Source organism: Spongiibacter sp. C9W, assembly GCF_057370015.1.
This window is the reverse complement of the sequence record NZ_CM170672.1, coordinates 2,940,055-2,960,599: the sequence shown is the minus strand read 5'-3', so window position 1 is coordinate 2,960,599 and position 20,545 is coordinate 2,940,055. Positions and strand designations below refer to the sequence as shown.

Genomic DNA, 20,545 nt, shown 5'->3' with positions numbered 1-20,545 from the left:
TTAATTCGGTGATAACTCAGAGATGCCTTAACTTAGCGGCTTGTCGTGCATGTCGCGCAGGTTACTAATCACCGACTCCAGTGCCCGGTCAAACATTCTGTCGTCTTCGATCAGCACGATATCGCCGTCAACCACTGCTGATCGCAGGGTATCCATATCGTATTCAGCGACTTTAATTCCAGCGCGATTGACGAAGATGTACTTACCAATGCCGTTAATCACTGCCGCCAAGCGGCAACGCAGCATTTTTCCGTCGTCTTGACGCAAGTCCACCCAGTTGCCAACGCGCAAGGCCTCAAGCGCCGCGGCGGTGCTTGCCGCATCGTCAATCGGCGACTCATTTGAACCTAACTCAGGCTCAACCGCCTCATCGGCAGTAACGTTTTCCGTTGATACCACCGCTGGCTCATCGAGCTCTGCCAAGGCGGCGTCCAAATCTTCTAATGCTTGCTCTTCATCTGCCGCGCGCGGTGCCGACGGCGCCTCATTTCGGCTTAATTTGGCTAGATGTAAACGCTCAAGCTGCTCAAACCACTTACCGGTTTCGAACGCGTTTAGCGACACCCGATTAAATCCGAGTCGAAGCGTTTCAATCAGCACCGGCAGCGCGGTAATCAGCTCATTGCGGTGCTCGGCTTCATTATTTGGGGCAACGCTCCACAAAAAGCGCTCAACAAATTGCACTTCGTCTTTGAAACTTGCGCTCTCGGGGCCAGACTGCACATAGCTTAGGAACAGTACCTTACTCCAGCCGTCTAACAAGACTTTGCGGGCCACCGGAGGGTAATCCGCCTCGCGGAGCTTGTCTTCCAGCAGGCCGGAGATATATGAGCGCGCTGCCTGGGCAGTTGCCCGGCCATCCTCTGCGTTGATTGTGCGCTGGGCCACCAGCTCAGCGCGACGCTGGGCCTTTTCTTGAAACTTGCCAAATTCCATCAAAACATCGACGAAAATCTGGGTATCTACACCGAAGTCACCCAGAATACGCATTACGACTTCTTCGAGTTTTTTATACAGCGGGTCTTTTTCAGGCGTGGAAACAGGCGACCAACCAATGCCTGCGCCAACGATCGCACTGAGCAACTTTCTGGCCGGGTGCTCTTCTCGACTAAAGAAGCTCTTATCCAGCATCGCCATTTTTAGAATCGGGATCTGCAAGTGAGCCAACAAGCGCTTGAGAGGATCGGAAAGCCCATCGCCTTCAAGCATGTACTGGAATAAGGTACCGACGAAATGCACCGTATCCTGATCTCTCTCGAGGGAGAGCGCCGACGCATCATTTTGCGAAACCCGGCTCACTTCGCGTAGCCGGGAAACCAGCTTTTGCGAAATCTCCAGAAATGCGTGACTGTCGTTTGCCGCACCCCGGGTTTTCAAGTGGCTAAACTGCTCGTCCTGCATATCTTGCAGGGCGACCATAAACGACGGCTTGGAAAGGGTCGCCGACTCATTCGCAGAGGCCTGTTGAAAGACCTCGTCCATGGCATCGACCAATTGATTCACTAATTCAGCGGCCGGACGCGAATTCCCTTCATCCACAGCCCCAGAAGACTCCGTTGCCGCCGAGGACTCATCTTCGCGCTGACGAGGCTCAGGTCGCTCTGATTCCAAGGCGACGCCGCTTGTCTCCAACACCGGCAGCATCAAATCAAACAGCTCGCCGTAGCGGGAGATGATTTGGCTGTCGAACATCTTAAAAAGTATTAAACGGGCTTTGATATCGATATTCAGGTCGCGGCATGCCTCGCTGAAGGCCTTGGCAATTTTTGCCGGCCCCATTGGCAACTCCGCCGCACTGATACTTTCGCCACCAACACTGTGTTGCCAGGCAACACTCAACTGCCACAATTGTTGCAAGTGCTGGCGCTCGGCCTTCTTCGCCATGCCTTCAATAGCAACCAGCTCTTCCAGTGCATCCGACTCAAGCAGCTTTAACTTAGCTCGCCCTCTATCTGCAGCGCCGTTGACGGCGGCGTTCAGCTGATCCGTAAAATTGTCGCGAAGTTTTGTGCTAAATTTTTGCTCTATCACTTGGCGATGAACGCGAATTTCACGCATCGAGTCAAAATACAGATGCTGTTCTTTCGCACTGCTCGCTTCATCCGCAAGCTCAAAGAGCGTGTCATCAACATCGTCCAATAAGCTGGTAAGACGCTCTGCCAAGAATAACTGACATTTCTCACGCAGGGCCGCCATACTGGCAGGCAACGTAGCCGAGCTGGCGTCAGCGGCGCCGGGTGTCGGGTCTCTGCGCGCGGTTAAATCCACAACATTGTTGGGTTTATCAGTCATTTTGATTTCTGCCAGCCATCTGTCGAACTGCTAGTATTCTATTTGTACGTTGTATCTCGATATGCAGCGGCAATGCGTTGGAAACCCACCGTTCGGGATACGACCTTAGCCGTCCTTGCTTGCTTCAACCCTTCCTAGGTCACACAGTTATACCAAAGTGTCGTTGAGTCGTCAGTAGCGAATTATGCATATCTGCCCACTCAACTACACCTATACCTCCCATCTTGGTAAACTCCGCCTGCGTCGCGCATCCGCAACCTTTCACTTAGGCGTTTTATAGCAGCTGCCATTTCCCAGCGACCAGCGCGGGAAACTACCTAGAAGACTAGGGGCAACTGTGTTGTTGCCAGCGGAATCGCCATAAATTTTTATCAGTAAATTTGCCATTGAGGCCTATCCATGCCCCTCCCGACAGCCACTGAAAACGACGTTCAATCCGCTGTACGCGCAGCACTGAAGGAGGATATCGGCAGCGGTGACATCACCGCCATGTTAATCCCGGACACAGAAATCGCCGCGGCAAAAATTATCAGCCGAGAGGCAGCGGTTATATGCGGGCAGGCCTGGGTAGACGAAGTATTTCGACAAATTGATAACTCAGTCACAGTTACCTGGCACGTCAAAGACGGGGACCGCGTTGAACCAAATAGCGTGTTATTTGAGCTACAAGGAAAAGCCAGAAGCCTGCTGACCGGTGAGCGCAGTGCTCTCAATTTTCTGCAGCTGCTTTCTGGCACCGCCACTACCTGCCGAGACTACGCCGACATTGTGGCGCATACCCAGGTCAAACTTCTGGACACCCGCAAAACCATTCCCGGCCTGCGCACCGCGCAAAAATACGCTGTAACCTGCGGCGGCTGCCATAACCATCGCATCGGCCTTTACGACGCCTTTCTTATTAAAGAGAACCACATTGCAGCTGCCGGCAGCATCGCCAACGCCATCGCTGCTGCCCGCCAGCTGGCACCAGGCAAACCCGTGGAAGTTGAAGTAGAGTCATTGAACGAGCTGGAACAAGCCCTCGATGCCCGCGCTGACACCATCATGCTGGATAACTTCAGCCTGGACGATATGCGCAAAGGCGTGGACCTTACCGCAGGCCGCGCCAAACTAGAGGCCTCGGGAAATGTTAGCAAAGCCACACTGGCAGGCATCGCTGAGACCGGTGTCGATTACATCTCGATAGGCGCATTGACTAAGCATGCCAGGGCAGTGGATTTGTCGATGCGGCTGACATAAGAAGCCCTTAGTCGGTGGCACCAAGGGCACGCTTATTGTGATAATTAATGAGATTGAAACCGTGCTGCAACCACGGCTCATTCTCTGACACCTCTGAATAGGTGCCACCCTGAAGCAGGTCGCCATCCACGTTATAACAAGTCTGCATGTCAGTGAATTTCTTCAGAAAGAGCTCACCAAACTGGTGAGCGATGCACTCTTGATGCAGGCCTGCACATTCCCGCCCGTTTATCCGGCAAAGCGTATTCTCAACGCGCACCACTAGCTGGCCACTTTTCATCATCAGCGCCCAGGGCCGCTCCACCTCGGTAAGCATGTTCTTTCCAACAAACTCGTCATGGGGCAAACCCAGCATTGCCAGCAGCGTCGGCGCGATATCAATTTGACTGGAAACCTGCTCAATGACCTGAGGCTCGTCCACGTTAGGATGGTATATTGCCAGCGGCATACGGAAAAATTTTTCATCCAACACAACATTGTCGCCCTGCGCGGCATCCTCCGGCGAAAACGTCCACACACCGTGGTCAGCCGTGACGACAACAATGGTATTTTCAGCAAGAGGGGAGCGCTGAAAAGCCTCCCAAAATTTGCCAAAAGCATAATCTTCGTAGGCCACGGCCCTTCGGTAATTGTCGTAAAGCTTATCTCCACTCTCCACGAACTGGGCGGACTGGGACGCCTCCGGCCACTGCCAATGAAAGGGGTAGTGACTGCTGAGTGTGGTGATATGAGCAAAAAATGGCGAAGCTAGCGACTGAAGCTCGTTGAGCATCAGGCCCAACATTGCCTCATCGGAAATACCCCAGCCAATTTCTTCAACCGAACGCCCCTCACTCACATCAGCAAAGAAGAGGCTGTTTTCAAAACCCACTTTAGGTAAAAACGCACGGCGGTTATAAAAGCGCGATTGATAGCCGTGATAAAAGCGCGTGTCATACCCCAATTCGCGAAGCATTGACGGCAGGCAAGGTAAGTTGTTCGCTAGCTGTTCACTAATCGTCGACAGCGGCGGCTTTGCGTTGCGATCCAACAAACCACACCAAATCGCCATCTCGCCTTTAACAGTGAAATTGGTGTTAGCGTAAAAATTCTTTGCCGAAATATTGTTGGCAGCAAAGGCGTTGAATACAGGAGTCGCCGCTATACCTTCCTTACCACCCAATGCTGCATAGTAATCCAGCTGGAAAGCACGAACAGATTCAAGCGTAATGACAATGATATTTTTGTTGTTACGCTCAACAAATGTGGGGGCACCACGATTCGCCTGCCGAAATAAATTAAGCGCCTCGAACTCCGCGTCAACATGCTCTTGCTGGCTCGACATCGGCGTAAAAAAAGCATGCACGGGATGGAGGTAAGCAGGCGACAAACTGAACATCCCCACGCTTTTATAGTTCGCCACTGAACCGTGAACGATACCACCTGAAACCAGCGCAGCGACCAAAAAAACCGCCGCTCCAACATACCGCACGCGCGGCGAGCGCGGCATAAGAGGCAGACCAAATAGCTGCGCTAGCACTAAAGGAAGTAGGCTTACGACGGCCAGGACGACGGCTTCGCGCGTGTATTCAAATTGCGAAACACTTTTCAGTGCTTCAGGCGTGTCGCCAATTAAGACAAGCGCTTCATAATTAAAGTAAGACTGAAAATACTGGAAGTACCACCAATTACAAATGGTGATCAAAAGAAATAATGCGACGACCAAGTAGGATACTGCACGCCCCAGCCAAGCGCGCTTTCCGCCCACCAGCCACAGCATGGCAACGCCAGCACAAAAAATGAAGATTCCGCTAATTAGCCCTAATGGGTTTGGGTTTACAGAGCCAAAAAACGAAAGCAGGATAACGACAAAAAATGCAAGAGCTGACAATGTTGCTGAACTCCAAATAAAAAAGGCGCCCTCGGGCGCCTATCGCTAACTCTCGATATCCACTAGTTAGCGGCGAAAGTACCTGCAGGAGCGGAGTCATAGTTATGAGCACATGAACCAGGCATTAGCTTACGTAGTTCGTTTGAGCTGGCACCACAACGCCATTGATTAACTGACGAGCCAGCATTGGCTTTTGTCATACGGTTCGTGCTATCAAGCATTGGCTCCATGTATACGTAGTCGCCATTAATTGTAGTATCTATATTTGCAACCTCGACACGGACAGCACCATCCTCTGTTGTTGTAATACTAGCAACGTATTGAGTAGTCGCCCCAGAAGACTCACAGCCCCAGTTTCCGGCAATTAGCGAATCGGAGCTGGGTGCAGACTGGAATTTTTCAGTAATTGTTGTTCGACACGAGCTCGCAGCCAAAGTGACCTCAGACAGTTTTGCCTTCTTAGTGTAATCCTGATAAGCAGGCAACGCGACCGCCGCCAAAATACCGATAATCGCCACCACGATCATTAATTCAATCAATGTAAAACCCTGTTGTACTTGCTTCATAGTCTTCTCCAGATACTTATTTATTGCGATTGACCATTATCAACCTGTAACTAGCTATGCGGTTTTCGTGCCAACCCGCCTCGCTTCGTAAAATGCGGGCCTTAACCAAACTGCCAGTACAAGAAGTGACACTATTTGTCAGTGACTGCCAAATTTTGACGCCTAGTAAACGCAAAGCAAAGCGCGGCCGCCAGCGCCAAATAAAAGCTCGCTTTACCGTGGTAAAAGGTGCCATCCGTTAGGCCGTGTGCAGACAGTGCAACAACAATCGCCGACGCAGAAAATGCCAACCCATGCTCGCTCTGCCCCAGCGACTTAGCGGATACACCAGTAATACTATGTAGCAGAGTGGCGAATAGTGCAGAAAACAACAGCGTGCCAATTACCCCCCACTCAAGCAGGAACTGAACAAAAACGTTGTGAGGCGAGGAGGTTTTGCGAACAACCCTGTCCGGCAGCATTAAATAGGCTTGGGAACCAAAACCCATTACCCAGTGTCCTTCAAGCTTTTCCATTGAGTCTTGCCAAATTACCAAGCGGCCAGACGACAAGCGATTGAAATCCTCTGCGGCAACAGATTTTGAAACTGAGTTTCGCAATCCGTTAAATTTAAACTGAGATAGCTGCTCGGCCAACACTACTGACAGCAATACCGAGCCGATAACTGCAGCCTTTTTCCACAGAAACACCTTCGGACTCACCACCCACCAAGCGAAACTTATACCAATGATTAACGAGAGCATTGAACCGCGACCACCTAGCCAAACAAGACAGCCACATACCAGCAGCAGGCCCAGCGCGCCTAACAATGCGTCAACCTTGTTTTTGGCTGAAAATATTAGCCCTATTGCCGCCGCAACCGCCACAAGCATATTGAAGCCAGCATGACGAATATTGCCGGACATGGGGAAATAATTCGACCACATACTTTCAGTGTGTACATTTGGCTCGGGGCTATAGTGCCAAGTTAAAAAGGCATGCACTACAACCAGCGCATTACTGAATACTATAGCGATCAGCACCCTCTTGATTGGTAAAGGAGCTAATTGGTTGAAAACATACAATGAAAAGAAAAAAAAGATATGTACCAGCGTTTCTGCATAGCGAAACTGCGCCACCGTCAGAAACTGCAAATTCAGCGGCGAGGTGTAAAAAGACACCGAAACCGACACCACCCAAGCAAGGGTAAGCACCAAAATCCAGCGGTTACGGCGAATGAGCGGTAACCAAGCGACCCGCCACGCCTGCAGCAACGCAAATGCGGCAATAAATACCAACTGGTGGTACATCACAATTCGAGAGTTGCCCAGATCCCAGCTACCGGTTAGCAAGGCGACTGAGAACACCAACAGTAGCAAGATTAGTTGCAGCAAGTCTGCGGGACGCTTTAGGTCAAAGCCGAAAGCCTGTAGCGAGGGCAGGGCTGACATTATTATTTTTCTCCAATACCAGATGAGGCAAGTGTGTCGACAGTCGATGGGAAGAGACTTTCCTGTTGAACTCCCTATCCAACTACCCGAGCGAGCGTGCTAGAGTACTGTATGCATTTCGATATTTCTCTATCCAATACCAAGAAAAAGAACGGCTTATGAACTCTTCCAGCACGCCCTTAACCGGTTTGGCTCGCCGACTGGTCTTCGACGGTTTAATCGATGAGGCCGGCATTCGCAGGGCGCAAGAAGCCGCGAGCAAGGAGAAGAAAAGCGTTGTCAGCCATTTGGTGGCCAGCAAGCTGGTGGATGGCATCGCCGTGGCCGAGGCAGCCGCGGATGAGTTCGGCATCCCCTTTTTGGATTTGCGGGCCTTCAATATCGACTTGGCGCCGAAAAAACTGGTAGACAGCAAGTTGATACGCAGCCACCGCATTGTGCCTTTGTGGCAGCGGGGGAAGCGCCTCTATATAGGCATGTCGGACCCCACCAATCTCCATGCCTTGGATCAGGTAAAATTTCATACCAACCTCAGCACTGAGCCCATTGTTGTCGAGGAATCCGCGCTGAACGCAGCCATCGATAGCTATATGGCCGCCCAGGAAGAGTCTCTCACCGACAGCCTGGGTGAGATGGATGATATCGACCTGGAGAACTTGGACGTTCAGGCGGTAGACGAGGACGCTGCTGCTGAAGGCGATAGCAGCGGTGCCGACGAGGCGCCCGTCGTCAAATTCGTGAACAAAGTCTTACTGGACGCAATTCGCGGCGGCGCTTCCGATATTCACTTCGAGCCCTACGAAAAGACCTACCGTGTGCGCTTTCGCACAGACGGTATTTTGCAGGAAGTCGCCCGCCCGCCCGCATCACTGGGCTTTCGACTGGCTGCGCGCCTGAAAGTTATGTCACAAATGGACATCTCTGAGCGGCGCATCCCCCAGGATGGCCGCATAAAAATGAAGCTGTCCAAAACCCGCGCTATCGACTTTCGTGTAAACACGCTGCCCACACTGTGGGGAGAGAAGGTCGTGCTGCGGATCCTCGATCCGTCTTCCGCACAAATGGGCATCGACGCTCTGGGTTATGAGCCCGAGCAAAAGGAGATGTACCTATCGGCCCTCAACCAGCCTCAAGGTATGATTTTGGTGACGGGGCCGACAGGCTCAGGTAAGACGGTATCGCTGTATACCGGCCTGAACATTCTCAATACCCCAGAGCTCAATATCTCCACGGCAGAAGACCCAGTAGAAATCAACCTGGAAGGCATTAACCAAGTACACGTGAATACCAAAGTCGGCCTGGGCTTTGCCGAGGCCCTTCGATCCTTCCTGCGTCAGGATCCCGACATTATCATGGTGGGTGAGATACGGGACCTCGAAACCGCCGAAATTGCCATTAAGGCCGCGCAGACTGGTCACTTGGTTTTATCTACCCTGCACACCAATAGCGCCCCGGAAACCTTAACCCGCCTGCTGAACATGGGTGTACCCGCCTTCAATGTAGCAACCTCCGTCAGCTTGATTATTGCCCAGCGTCTGGCTCGGAGACTCTGCAAGGAATGCGCAAAACCTGCGGACATTCCCAAAGAAACCCTGTTAGAGGAAGGTTTTACGGAAGAAATGCTAAGCTCAGCTATGATTATGGAGCCAGTTGGCTGTGAGCGCTGCAACAACGGTTTCAAAGGTCGTGTCGGGATATACGAAGTTGTTCGCATAACACCAGATATCTCTCGTATTATCATGGAGAACGGCAACTCATTAGAAATTGCCGACCAAGCGCAACGAGAAGGCTTTAATAATTTGCGCCAGTCTGCACTCAAGAAGTGCGCACAAGGCGTCACCAGCCTCAGTGAAGTTAACCGCGTGACCAAAGATTAAAACAAGATTCGAGAAGCATTATGGCCGCACAGAATAAAGATGCCGTTTTTGTCTGGCAGGGTACCGATAAGCAAGGCCGAAAAACCCGTGGAGAAATGGTTGCTATTTCTCCGGCGATAGCCAAGGCGCAATTGCGCAAGCAAGGCATTGCCCCCAAAGTTGTAAAGCGTAAGCCCAAGCCACTGTTCAGTAGCAAAAAGCCGATCAAACCGGCAGACATCGCCATTTTCACCCGGCAAATGGCCACCATGCTTAAAGCCGGGGTGCCACTGGTGCAAAGCTTCGACATTGTCGCCGAGGGCGCGGGCAACCCGACAATGACCGAGCTGGTCAACGCCATTAAAAACGATGTGGCCTCCGGCGGCAGCTTTGCCGCCGCCTGCGCCAAACACCCCAAGTACTTCGATGATTTGTTTTGTAGCCTGGTCGAGTCCGGCGAGCAATCCGGTACGCTTGAACTCATGCTTGACCGTGTAGCGACCTACAAGGAAAAAACCGAGGCACTGAAAGCCAAGATCAAAAAAGCCCTCACCTACCCCATTGCGGTTATTTGTGTTGCTATCGTGGTCACCGCGATACTGCTTATCAAGGTCGTTCCCCAGTTTGCCGCTACCTTTGAAAGCTTCGGCTCTGATCTTCCAGCATTCACCAAACTTGTAGTGGGGATGTCGGAGTGGATGCAGGCCAATTGGTATATAATGTTCGCCGCTATCGGCGTATCGGTGTATGCCTTTGGTCAGGCACGCCGGCGTTCTCAGGCTTTTTCAGACTGGGTCGACAAGGTCTCTCTTAAAATACCCGCTGTCGGCGATATTATTTACAACTCGGTCATTGCCCGCTTCTCTCGCACCCTCGCCACCACTTTCGGTGCCGGTGTTCCACTGGTAGACGCCCTCAACTCTGTTGCCGGCGCCGCGGGCAATGCCGTATACAACAAAGCCATTATTCAAATTCGCGACGACGTGACCACGGGGCAGACGCTGTATTCTGCCATCCGCTTTACTAATCTCTTCCCCACCATGCTGCTGCAGATGGTCTCGATAGGTGAAGAGTCTGGCTCGCTGGACGAAATGCTCGATAAAGTGGCCAATCATTACGAAGAAGCCGTGGACAATGCGGTAGACTCTCTGACGGCGCTGCTAGAGCCCTTCATTATGTCGGTTCTCGGTGTACTGGTTGGCGGTTTGATGATCGCAATGTACCTACCAATCTTCATGCTGGGTTCCGCGATTTAACCATCTCGGGCTTGTCCACTACTTCAAGCGCCGCTAGCCAACATAGCGCGGCGCAACGCTAGGTTTTATTCATGTCTACCCTGAGCTATTTACACTCCAACCCAGCGCTAAGCATGGCGCTGCTCGCCGTCTTTAGCCTATTGTTTGGCAGTTTTTTTAACGTTGTTATTTACCGTTTACCTAAAATGATGGAGGCGCACTGGAAGCAGGAGTGCAGGCTCATTCTGGAGCAGGACGGGACGGATTCGCAGGAACACTTTACGCTGTCTTACCCCCATTCGCACTGCCCCCATTGCCACGCCCCCGTGAGAGCCTGGCAGAATATCCCTCTTATCAGCTTCATACTTTTACGCGGTCGCTGCGCCAACTGTAAAGCGGGAATCGGCTTGCGTTATCCCGCGATAGAACTCGCAACGGCCATACTCGCCGTTTTTGCCGCCATTCAGTTCGGCATGTCCTGGCACACAGCAGCCGTCATTGTCTTCAGCTGGCTGCTGCTGGTGATGAGCATGATAGATATCGACCACAAACTCCTGCCAGATAGCTTGACCCTGCCATTGCTCTGGCTCGGCCTGGCGTACAACGCCTTGAGTGGGACGGTGCCACTTCAGGACGCCGTTTGGGGCGCGATCTTTGGCTACTTGTCTCTGTGGTCGGTTTACTGGTTGTTTAAGCTGGCAACGGGTAAAGAGGGGATGGGCTACGGCGACTTTAAGCTACTGGCCGCCCTCGGTGCCTGGCTCGGTTGGCAGATGCTGCCGGTTATCATTTTGCTGTCTTCGGTAGTCGGCGCGGTGCTCGGCGGCATGCTACTGGCGATCAAAGGTCGGGACAATACCGGCACCATTCCCTTTGGCCCCTACCTTGCGATGGCAGGCTGGATCGCCTTATTTTGGGGCCCTGCCTTATTGAACGGCTATCTGACGTTCGCCGGGCTACCACCGCTTTGATAAACACGGAATTTCGATTGTGAGCAACTTCATTGTAGGACTCAGTGGCGGCATTGGCAGCGGTAAAACCGCCGTGTCGGACCGCTTTGCAACGCGCGGCATTACCGTCGTGGACGCAGACGTGATAGCCCGCCAGGTCGTTGAACCAGGAAGCGACGCATTAAAGGCTATTCAACAGCATTTTGGTGATGCGATTGTGGATGCAAACGGGGAACTCCGGCGCGCGGAGTTGAGAAAACGAATATTCAGCAATGCCGAAGACAAGCAGTGGTTAGAGGCACTCCTGCACCCGCTAATTGCCACCGAGACGCTAAACCAACTTGAGCAAGCCAAAGGCGCTTACGTCATTTACGTTTCACCATTACTGGTAGAGGGCGGGCAGAAGGCGCTTTGTGACCGCCTATTAGTGATCGATGTTCCGGAGTCCGTCCAGGTTGCTCGCACAATGACGCGTGATGACAATGATCGGGCCCAAGTAGAGCGGATTATGGCCAGCCAGGCCAGCCGCCAACAACGATTGGATGCCGCCGATGATGTGGTTGATAATAGTGGCGATATCGAACAATTGGATGCAAAAGTGGAAACACTGCACCAGCAGTACTTGGCCTATGCCGAGGAGAAAAAAGCGCAGTGAGCACAGCAAACAAGCCCACGACACTTAGCACCATCGTGCCCTGCCCAAACTGTGGCGCAAAATTAAAATGGGACAGCGGCAATCCCTACCGTCCATTTTGCAGCGAGAACTGCAAAAATCAGGACTTTGTCGCTTGGTCAAACGAGGAACACCATATTCCGGGGCAACCCGATTATGAAGATATTCTGAGTGGCGACTTAAACGACGACTACAAGCCGCGCTGATTGGCTAGCATCTGTGAACGGGCACTAGCCATTATCGCGTCGATAATCGCGCGATTCGCTTCGGGAAAGGGGTACTGATTCAAGTTCTGCGGCGCAACCCACTTTAGGGGCTGCCCCTCTCGGCCCTCAGGCTGACCGCGAAACTCCCTGACCCAGCACACATCTAAACAAACTTGTTTATCCCCGTAGTCGTGCTCAATTTTGAGCAGCGGCGAGCACTGCTCAGGCACAAGACTAATCCCTATTTCTTCTTGTAGCTCCCGCTCTAACGCGTCAACCAGAGACTCCCCGCTTTCTACCTTGCCTCCGGGAAACTCCCACAGGCCACCTTGATGGCGGTCTGCAGAGCGTTTGGCAATCAGGATATTGTGCTGGTCATCGCAGATAACGCCCACCGCAACGTGCACGACCGCCACTAGCTGCGATACTCCGCGTTAATCTTGACGTAGTCATAAGAGAAGTCGGTGGTCCACACCGTCTCCCGCGCATTGCCGCGACCGAGATCAATGCGGATCGCAATCTCGTCTTTCTTCATCACAGCAGCGCCAGCCTCTTCAGTGTAAGACGCCGCACGGCCGCCGCGCTCGGCAATCAACACCTCGTCAAGGTGAACCCTAACATCTTCAACCGTTAGGCGTTCGACACCTGCACGACCGATGGCAGCAAGGATACGTCCCCAGTTGGGATCGCTGGCAAACAAGGCAGTTTTCACCAGAGGAGATTCGGCAACCGTGTAGGCCACTTTTAGCGCTTCGTCAGACGTCCGCGCCCCACTTACCGCCACTTCTACAAACTTCGTAGCCCCTTCACCGTCGCGCACAATGGCGTGCGCCAACTCCAGAAAGACCTCATCCAACAGTGTTTGCAAGGCGGCCAATAATTCGGGCGTTTGCTCAGTCACTTCCAATCCTGACTCGCCGCTGGCGATCAGCATGCAGGCGTCATTTGTCGAGGTATCGCCATCGACCGTGATACGGTTAAACGAGCCATTAGCACAGCGCGTGACCATGGACTGAAGCAGTCCCGGTTCAATGCGTGCATCGCAGGCTACGTAGCCAAGCATCGTCGCCATATTCGGCTTGATCATGCCGGCACCTTTGGAGATACCGGTGATTGTAATCGTGCTGCCTTGCCATTCTAATTGACGTGAGCAGGCCTTTGGACGCGTGTCCGTCGTCATAATACCGCTGGCCGCCGCCGCCCAGTTATCCTCTGATAGGTCAGACAAAGCATCGGGCAACGCCGTCAGTATTTTATCAACCGGCAGAGACTCACCGATCACACCTGTTGAGAATGGCAACACCTGCTCGGGGGATACCGATGTCAGCTCGGCCAAGGCCTCACAACAGCGCTTAGCATCGCGTAAGCCCTGCTCACCGGTGCCCGCATTTGCATTGCCGGTATTCACCAGAAGGTAACGGCTCTCGGCACCAGCAATATGAGACTTGGCCACCGTTACCGGCGCAGCACAAAATGCATTCTGCGTGAACACGCCGGCAACACTGCTGCCTGGCGCCAATTCGAAAACCACAATATCTTTACGGCCGACTTTCTTGATACCCGCACTGGCAATACCAAGACGCACACCTGGCACGGTGTGCAAATGCCCAAATTTCCCCGAACCCACTGCCATCACTGTTTCCTATTTTGACTGTCTGCCCTTCAACAAGGCTAAGGGTTAGTCCAACTTACCGTGGCACTGTTTGTATTTTTTGCCTGAACCACAGGGACAGGGCTCATTGCGCCCAACCTTACGTCCCTCTCGAACAAAGGTCTCGGGGGTTTTTGGCGTGTCGCTGGGCTCATCTTGCAGCCCCTCATCGTCCAGCGCAGAGCTTTCCGCGTGCTGGAATTCCATCGCGCGCTTTGCCTGTTCTTCGCGGCGCTGCTGCTCAAGTGCTTCAGCGCTCTCATCTTGCTGCAGCTGCAAATGCGACAGGAAGCGCACAACCTCGTGCTTTAAGCTCTCCAACATTTGCTGGAATAACTCGAAGGCCTCGCGCTTGTATTCCTGCTTTGGGTTCTTCTGAGCAAAAGCGCGCAGATGAATACCCTGACGAAGGTGATCCATCGTTGCCAGATGCTCTTTCCACAGGGTATCGAGCACTTGCAGCATAATGTGGCGCTCAATTTTGCGCATGTCCGGCCCAACTTGCGCGCACTTGCTGGCATAGGCAGCGTCGACGGCGTCGATAATACGCTGACGAACGCCCTCTTCCTGCAGCTTTTTGTCTTCATCCAGCCACTGCGCAATCGGCAACTTCACACCGAAGTCCGCTTCGATACGGCGCTCCAAGCCCGCAACATCCCACTGCTCGACCATGCTCTGCATAGGGATATACTCGCTGACGACATCTTGCACCACGTCGTTGCGAACAGCCGATAGCATCTCGCTAATGTCGTCTGACTCCAGCAGCTCATTGCGCTGTTGGTAGATAATTTGCCGCTGGTCATTGGCAACATCATCGTATTCCAGCAATTGCTTACGAATGTCGAAGTTGCGTCCCTCTACCTTGCGCTGCGCTTTCTCAATGGCGTTTGAAACCATGCGATGCTCAATGGCTTCGCCTTTCTCCAGGCCCAATGCCTGCATAATGCCGCGAACCCGATCCGAGGCAAAAATACGCATCAGGTTGTCTTCCAGAGACAAGTAAAACCGCGATAGACCCGGGTCGCCCTGGCGCCCCGCACGACCGCGGAGCTGGTTGTCGATACGGCGAGACTCGTGACGTTCTGTGCCGATAATATGTAAACCACCCGCTTGAATCACCTGCTCATGGCGCAGCTTCCAGGCCTCACGGAGCTCACTGATCACCGCGTCAGAGGGCGAATCGAGCTGTTCAATTTCTGCATCGACGCTACCGCCGAGTACAATATCGGTGCCTCGACCCGCCATGTTGGTGGCAATCGTTACCACGCCGGGGCGTCCCGCCTGAGCAATAATTTCCGCTTCTTGCTCGTGATACTTCGCGTTCAGCACCTTGTGAGGGATTGCCGCTTGCTTGAAGCGTTTGGACATTGCTTCAGACGTTTCAATCGAGGCAGTACCCACCAGAACCGGGGCGCCCGTTTCGACAATGCCCTTAACGTCTTCAACAATGGCGTCGTACTTTTCTTCTTTGCTCAGGTATACAAGGTCATTCAAATCGCGACGCGCATTGGGCTTATTGGTGGGAATGACCACCACGTCCAAACCGTAGATCTGCTTAAATTCGAAGGCTTCGGTGTCTGCCGTGCCCGTCATACCGGCGAGCTTGTTAAACAAGCGGAAATAATTCTGGAAGGTTGTCGACGCCAGCGTTTGGCTCTCAGCTTGAACAGTGACCCCTTCCTTTGCTTCGATCGCTTGGTGCAAGCCCTCAGACAGGCGTCGCCCTGGCATTGTCCGGCCAGTATGTTCATCGATCAGCACAACCTGGTCATTTTGAACGATGTATTCCACGTTGTTGTTAAACAGCACGTGGGCGCGCAGCGCCGAATTAACATGGTGCAGGAGGCTAAGATTGCTAGCCGAATACAGGCTGTCGCCCTCTTCCAAAAGGCCGGCCTGAATCAACAGGTCTTCAACCAGTTGGTGACCTGCCTCGTTGAGCTCCACCTGACGCATTTTCTCGTCAACGGTGTAATGACCTTCTGCCGCTTCAACACCCGCTTGTGGCTCGCCTTCACTCTCTGGCACGGGCTGCAGCTGGGGAATAAAACGGTTTATCTGTTTATAAAGGGCTGAGCTGTCTTGCGCCGGCCCAGAAATTATCAGCGGCGTTCTCGCCTCGTCGATCAGGATCGAGTCGACCTCATCGACAATGGCAAAATTCAATTCGCGCTGATAACGGTCCTCAATCGCGAAGGCCATATTGTCGCGCAGATAGTCGAAACCAAATTCATTATTGGTGCCGTAGGTGATATCCGACTCATAAGCGGCGCGCTTCTCTTCCGCACCCTGCCCAGAGCGAATGATACCCACACTTAAGCCGAGAAATTCGTAGAGTGGCCGCATCCAGTTGGCATCACGCTGGGCGAGATAATCGTTCACGGTAACAACGAACACGCCCTTGCCTGCAAGCGCGTTAAGATAGACCGGCAATGTCGCCACGAGCGTTTTACCCTCACCCGTGCGCATCTCAGCAATACGGCCCTCGTGCATGGTGATACCACCGATCAACTGCACATCAAAGTGGCGCATGCCGAGCACCCGCCGGCCAGCCTCTCGGGCCACCGCAAACGCTTCCGGCAAGAGCTGATCCAAGGACTCGCCGGCACTCAATCGCTGGCGAAATTCACCGGTTTTGGCCTGGAGCGAGGCATCGTCTAAAGCGGTTAGCTCCTCTTCCATGGCGGATATACGTGCAACAACTTTTCGCATGCGTTTCAGCTCGCGATCATTCTTGCTTCCAAATACCTTTTTGACTACGGATGTGATCATGATGAGTCGTTGCTTTCCCGGGGAATATGAGTTCCTGCGTGCTAGGGCCTGTGAACCCTAATGGCAGCGCCACGCTAAACTACGTCAATGAGGGTCAGATGACAAAAATTCAAGGGCGTATCGGTGAAGATCACTGCGACCGACACCCAGCAAGTGGGCGCGAGCAGGAGCTGTGCGAGCACTGCGCTACCGGGTGGCAATATCGCATAGATGAGAAAAGATTGCCATTCCCGGCGGCCGTTGCTCGCGCCGGAAATGGCCAGAAATTACGCGTTAACTGCAGCCGCAGCGGCGTAGGTGATGGGGGCGTCGGCGGGGTCTTCAAAGGTCACCCACTCCCAGGCGTCAGTCTCTTTGATGAGTTTGCGAAGCGAGGCATTATTTAAGCCGTGGCCAGACTTAAACGCCTTGAACTCACCGATAAGGCTGGTACCCAGGAGGTAGAGGTCACCAATAGCATCGAGCACTTTGTGTTTCACGAATTCGTCTTCATAGCGAAGGCCGTCTTCGTTCAAAATACGGTACTCGTCCACCACGATGGCATTGTCGACACTGCCTCCCTGAGCTAGACCCTTGGAGCGCAGGTATTCGATTTCATGCATAAACCCAAATGTGCGAGCGCGGCTCACCTCTTTAACAAAAGAGGTGCTGGAAAAATCCAACTCAGCGTGCCCTGTCCGATCCCTGAAAACAGGGTGATCAAAGTCGATCGTGAAAGAAACTTTAAAGCCGTCAAAAGGGAGAAAACTCGCGACTTTATCGCCGTCTTTCACGGTAACTGGACGCTTAATACGGATGAACTTTTTGGGCGCGTCCTGCTCTTCGATTCCCGCAGACTGAATCAAAAACACGAACGGACCCGCACTGCCATCCATAATGGGCACTTCTGAGGAGCTCAGCTCCACATAGGCGTTGTCGATACCAAGTCCTGCCATCGCTGACAGCAGGTGCTCTACGGTCGACACGCGAACATCACCATTAACCAGCGTTGTGGAAAGCGTTGTATCACCGACATTCTCTGCGTGAGCATGAATCTCGACAACGGGGTTCAGGTCCGTTCGCCGGAAGATCACACCCGTATCAACGGGCGCTGGCTTCAGGGTCAAAAAGACTTTTTCCCCAGTATGCAAACCTATCCCGGTCGCCCGGATGGTATTGCGCAATGTTCGTTGTCTGATCATTTTCTATACTCTTTTAAAGACGCAAAGACGCCATCGCACGCTACGCCGACCCAAGGTCGGCGGCGCCCGCGCGACTAACGCTGCTGCGTATCAGTCTGCCTGACGGCGCAAGAACGCTGGAATATCCAGGTATTCCATATCCTTGTCTTCAACGACAGGCGCCGCCGCAACCGCTTCGCGCGCTGCCGCCGCTTGTTGATTACGCATAATGGTTGGGCGGTCCAACTTGCGGTAGTCACTCGCACGCTCAACAGGTTTATTTTCAACGGCTTTCAAGGGCACTTCTTGTGCCACACCGTCCAAGCCTGTCGCCACCACAGTAACCCGCAGCTCTTCGCTCATTTCTGGGTCGATAACCGTACCAACCACCACGGTTGCGTCCTCGGACGCGAATTCCTTGATAGTATCCCCGACATCGCTGAACTCGCCTAGGGAGAGGTCCAATCCTGCGGTAATATTAACCAAAATGCCCCGCGCCCCTTCCAAATTCACGTCTTCTAGGAGTGGGCTGCGAATCGCCGCTTCAGCCGCTTCACAGGCGCGATTTTCACCGCGAGCAATACCGCTACCCATCATCGCCATACCCATTTCTGACATCACTGTGCGCACGTCAGCAAAGTCGACGTTAATCATACCCGGGCGGATAATCAGGTCGGCAATACCCTGCACGGCGCCGAGTAATACGTCGTTAGCAGCCTTAAAAGCGTCGAGCAGACTGGTGTTTTTACCCAGCACTGGCAGCAGCTTTTCATTGGGGATAGTGATCAGCGAATCCACATGCTGACGCAGTTCTTTCATTCCCGCTTCGGCAACGGTTAAGCGCTTTTTACCTTCAAACGGGAAGGGCTTAGTCACGACTGCAACGGTAAGAATACCCAGCTCTTTCGCCACTTCAGCAACCACTGGCGCACCGCCGGTGCCGGTGCCGCCGCCCATACCTGCGGTGATGAACACCATATCAGCACCTTCCAGCGCTTCAGCGATGCGATCGCGGTCTTCCATGGCGGCCTGACGACCCACTTCTGGATTCGCGCCAGCACCCAAGCCCTTGGTAATCGTTGTGCCCAACTGCAGCACAGTTTTAGACATGACGTCGGTTAGCGCCTGCGCATCGGTATTCGCGCAGATGAAATCTACGCCGTCTACCGAGTTAGCGATCATGTGCTTAACGGCATTACCGCCGCCACCACCGACACCAACAACCTTAATCACAGCGTTCTGAGGAACGTTATCTACGAGTTCAAACATGGTCTTTCTCCCTTTTACAATATTGGCCGTGCTGCCAAACACGACCCGTTACTACTTCGTTATCATCTGCGGCAACATCGGCGCCGCTGCAGATTCGTTAAAAATTGTTTTGAAACCAGCTCTTGAGCCGCGATACGAAACCGTCTTGGCGTACGCGGCCATGACCACCACTTTCGGTTTGATGCTTAATGCCGTAGTGCAGCAGGCCCACGCTAGTTGCATAGATCGGGTTGCGCACAATGTCGTTCAAACCGCGAACATCCTGCGGTGAGCCAATGCGCACCGGCATGTGGAAAATTTCCTCGGCAAGCTCAACAACCCCTTCCATTTTGGAGGTGCCACCGGTCAGCACGATGCCGGCCGCGCACAAATCCTCGTAGCCGCTGCGTCGCAGCTCAGCCTGTACCAAGGTGAACAACTCGTCATAGCGGGGCTCGACGACTTCTGCCAGCGCCTGACGCGACAACTCACGCGGCGCCCGCTCGCCAACGCTGGGAACCTTGATCGTCTCGCCCTCACCGGCAAGCTGGGTTAAGGCACAGGCGTATTTAATTTTGATCTCTTCGGCGTACTGGGTCGGTGTGCGCAACGCCATCGCAATGTCATTGGTCACCTGGTCGCCAGCTATGGGAATCACGCCGGTATGGCGAATGGCACCGTCGGTAAAGATGGCGATATCGCTGGTACCACCGCCTATGTCTACCAGGCAAACACCCAGCTCTTTTTCGTCGTCAGTCAGCACGGAATAGCTCGATGCCAGCTGCTCCAGAATGACGTCTTCAACCTCCAGCCCACAGCGACGAATACACTTCTCAATGTTTTGGATGGCATTCACCGCACAGGTAACTAAGTGCACCTTTGCCTCTAGCCGAACCCCCGACATCCCGAGCGGTTCTTTGATGCCTTCCTGCTCATCGATGACGAATTCCTGCGGCAGGATATGCAGCACCTTTTGATCAGCCGGGATCGCTACCGCCTGCGCGGCATCGATAACGCGATCCAGATCCAGCTGGAACACTTCACGATCGCGGATGGCGACAATGCCGTGGGAATTCAGGCTGCGAATATGGTTGCCAGCAATCCCGACATACACACTGTGGATCTCGCAACCCGCCATCAGCTCAGCCTCTTCGATGGCCCGCTGGATGGATTGCACGGTGGACTCGATATTCACCACCACGCCTTTCTTTAAGCCGCGCGATGGGTGAGAGCCGATGCCAACGATCTCCAGTTTGTCCTCGTCATTAATGGCGCCGACAATCGCCACGACTTTCGACGTGCCAATATCGAGACCGACAACCATTCTTCCGGCATTTGAACTAGACATAGCTGCACTTCCCCCAAGCTCTGCACGGCGCATAGTGTGAGCGTGCATT

16 protein-coding genes are annotated in these 20,545 nt (G+C 53.3%); 6 read left to right on the top strand and 10 right to left on the bottom strand.

Features of this window, described 5'->3' with window-relative positions:
- Positions 1-27: 27 nt before the first annotated feature.
- On the bottom strand, positions 28-2,292 hold the full coding sequence (locus tag AC2Q8J_RS14080; protein WP_486451580.1) for a DUF1631 domain-containing protein: 2,265 nt from the start codon (positions 2,290-2,292) through the stop codon (positions 28-30).
- A 399-nt stretch (positions 2,293-2,691) separates the two neighbouring features.
- Between AC2Q8J_RS14080 and nadC the strand changes: the two genes are divergently transcribed.
- Entirely contained in the window at positions 2,692-3,531 is an 840-nt protein-coding gene (nadC, locus tag AC2Q8J_RS14075; RefSeq protein WP_204997409.1) for a carboxylating nicotinate-nucleotide diphosphorylase, read from the top strand.
- Between the two features lie 7 nt (positions 3,532-3,538).
- Here nadC and AC2Q8J_RS14070 read toward each other — a convergent pair whose 3' ends face one another.
- The 3 genes from AC2Q8J_RS14070 to AC2Q8J_RS14060 all read right to left on the bottom strand — a co-directional run bounded on the left by AC2Q8J_RS14070 (position 3,539) and on the right by AC2Q8J_RS14060 (position 7,256).
- Positions 3,539-5,290 carry an LTA synthase family protein gene (locus AC2Q8J_RS14070; protein WP_486451579.1) on the bottom strand — a complete coding sequence of 584 codons (1,752 nt, stop codon included), beginning with the start codon at positions 5,288-5,290 and terminating at the stop codon, positions 3,539-3,541.
- Positions 5,291-5,463: 173 nt separating this feature from the next.
- Positions 5,464-5,967: a pilin gene (locus AC2Q8J_RS14065; protein WP_486451578.1), complete on the bottom strand. Its 504-nt coding sequence runs from the start codon at positions 5,965-5,967 to the stop codon at positions 5,464-5,466.
- A gap of 131 nt (positions 5,968-6,098) precedes the next feature.
- Complete coding sequence (locus AC2Q8J_RS14060; protein ID WP_486451577.1) at positions 6,099-7,256, bottom strand: O-antigen ligase family protein; 1,158 nt, start codon at positions 7,254-7,256, stop codon at positions 6,099-6,101.
- A 299-nt stretch (positions 7,257-7,555) separates the two neighbouring features.
- Here AC2Q8J_RS14060 and pilB point away from each other — a divergent pair, with 299 nt between their 5' ends.
- The 5 genes from pilB to AC2Q8J_RS14035 all read left to right on the top strand — a co-directional run bounded on the left by pilB (position 7,556) and on the right by AC2Q8J_RS14035 (position 12,317).
- Positions 7,556-9,274: a type IV-A pilus assembly ATPase PilB gene (gene pilB / locus AC2Q8J_RS14055; RefSeq protein ID WP_486451576.1), complete on the top strand. Its 1,719-nt coding sequence runs from the start codon at positions 7,556-7,558 to the stop codon at positions 9,272-9,274.
- A 20-nt stretch (positions 9,275-9,294) separates the two neighbouring features.
- Complete coding sequence (locus AC2Q8J_RS14050; protein ID WP_204997315.1) at positions 9,295-10,509, top strand: type II secretion system F family protein; 1,215 nt, start codon at positions 9,295-9,297, stop codon at positions 10,507-10,509.
- A 71-nt stretch (positions 10,510-10,580) separates the two neighbouring features.
- Positions 10,581-11,459 (top strand): prepilin peptidase, encoded by an 879-nt coding sequence (locus AC2Q8J_RS14045; RefSeq protein ID WP_486451575.1) that lies wholly within the window; start codon positions 10,581-10,583, stop codon positions 11,457-11,459.
- Between the two features lie 19 nt (positions 11,460-11,478).
- Positions 11,479-12,093 (top strand): dephospho-CoA kinase, encoded by a 615-nt coding sequence (gene coaE, locus AC2Q8J_RS14040; RefSeq protein ID WP_486451574.1) that lies wholly within the window; start codon positions 11,479-11,481, stop codon positions 12,091-12,093.
- The gene (locus AC2Q8J_RS14035) at positions 12,090-12,317 is read left to right on the top strand and encodes a DNA gyrase inhibitor YacG (RefSeq protein ID WP_348655233.1); all 228 of its coding nucleotides are present in this window, start codon (positions 12,090-12,092) and stop codon (positions 12,315-12,317) included. Before coaE ends, AC2Q8J_RS14035 begins: the two co-directional genes overlap by 4 nt.
- Here the strand turns inward: AC2Q8J_RS14035 and mutT are convergent.
- From mutT to ftsA, 6 genes are all read right to left on the bottom strand, one after another.
- A complete protein-coding gene (gene mutT / locus AC2Q8J_RS14030; RefSeq protein WP_486451573.1) occupies positions 12,302-12,733 on the bottom strand; it encodes an 8-oxo-dGTP diphosphatase MutT in 432 nt (143 codons plus the stop codon). The genes AC2Q8J_RS14035 and mutT overlap by 16 nt on opposite strands.
- Positions 12,733-13,950, bottom strand: a complete 1,218-nt coding sequence (argJ, locus tag AC2Q8J_RS14025) for a bifunctional glutamate N-acetyltransferase/amino-acid acetyltransferase ArgJ (protein ID WP_486451572.1) — start codon at positions 13,948-13,950, stop codon at positions 12,733-12,735. The genes mutT and argJ overlap by 1 nt, the downstream gene beginning before the upstream one ends.
- 45 nt (positions 13,951-13,995) lie before the next feature.
- Positions 13,996-16,740 carry a preprotein translocase subunit SecA gene (gene secA / locus AC2Q8J_RS14020; RefSeq protein WP_486451571.1) on the bottom strand — a complete coding sequence of 915 codons (2,745 nt, stop codon included), beginning with the start codon at positions 16,738-16,740 and terminating at the stop codon, positions 13,996-13,998.
- A 266-nt stretch (positions 16,741-17,006) separates the two neighbouring features.
- Complete coding sequence (gene lpxC, locus AC2Q8J_RS14015) at positions 17,007-17,921, bottom strand: UDP-3-O-acyl-N-acetylglucosamine deacetylase (protein WP_027874531.1); 915 nt, start codon at positions 17,919-17,921, stop codon at positions 17,007-17,009.
- Positions 17,922-18,011: 90 nt separating this feature from the next.
- A complete protein-coding gene (gene ftsZ / locus AC2Q8J_RS14010) occupies positions 18,012-19,169 on the bottom strand; it encodes a cell division protein FtsZ (RefSeq protein WP_204997310.1) in 1,158 nt (385 codons plus the stop codon).
- A 97-nt stretch (positions 19,170-19,266) separates the two neighbouring features.
- Positions 19,267-20,496, bottom strand: coding sequence for a cell division protein FtsA (ftsA, locus tag AC2Q8J_RS14005; protein ID WP_204997309.1), 1,230 nt, complete (start codon positions 20,494-20,496; stop codon positions 19,267-19,269).
- Positions 20,497-20,545: the final 49 nt, after the last annotated feature.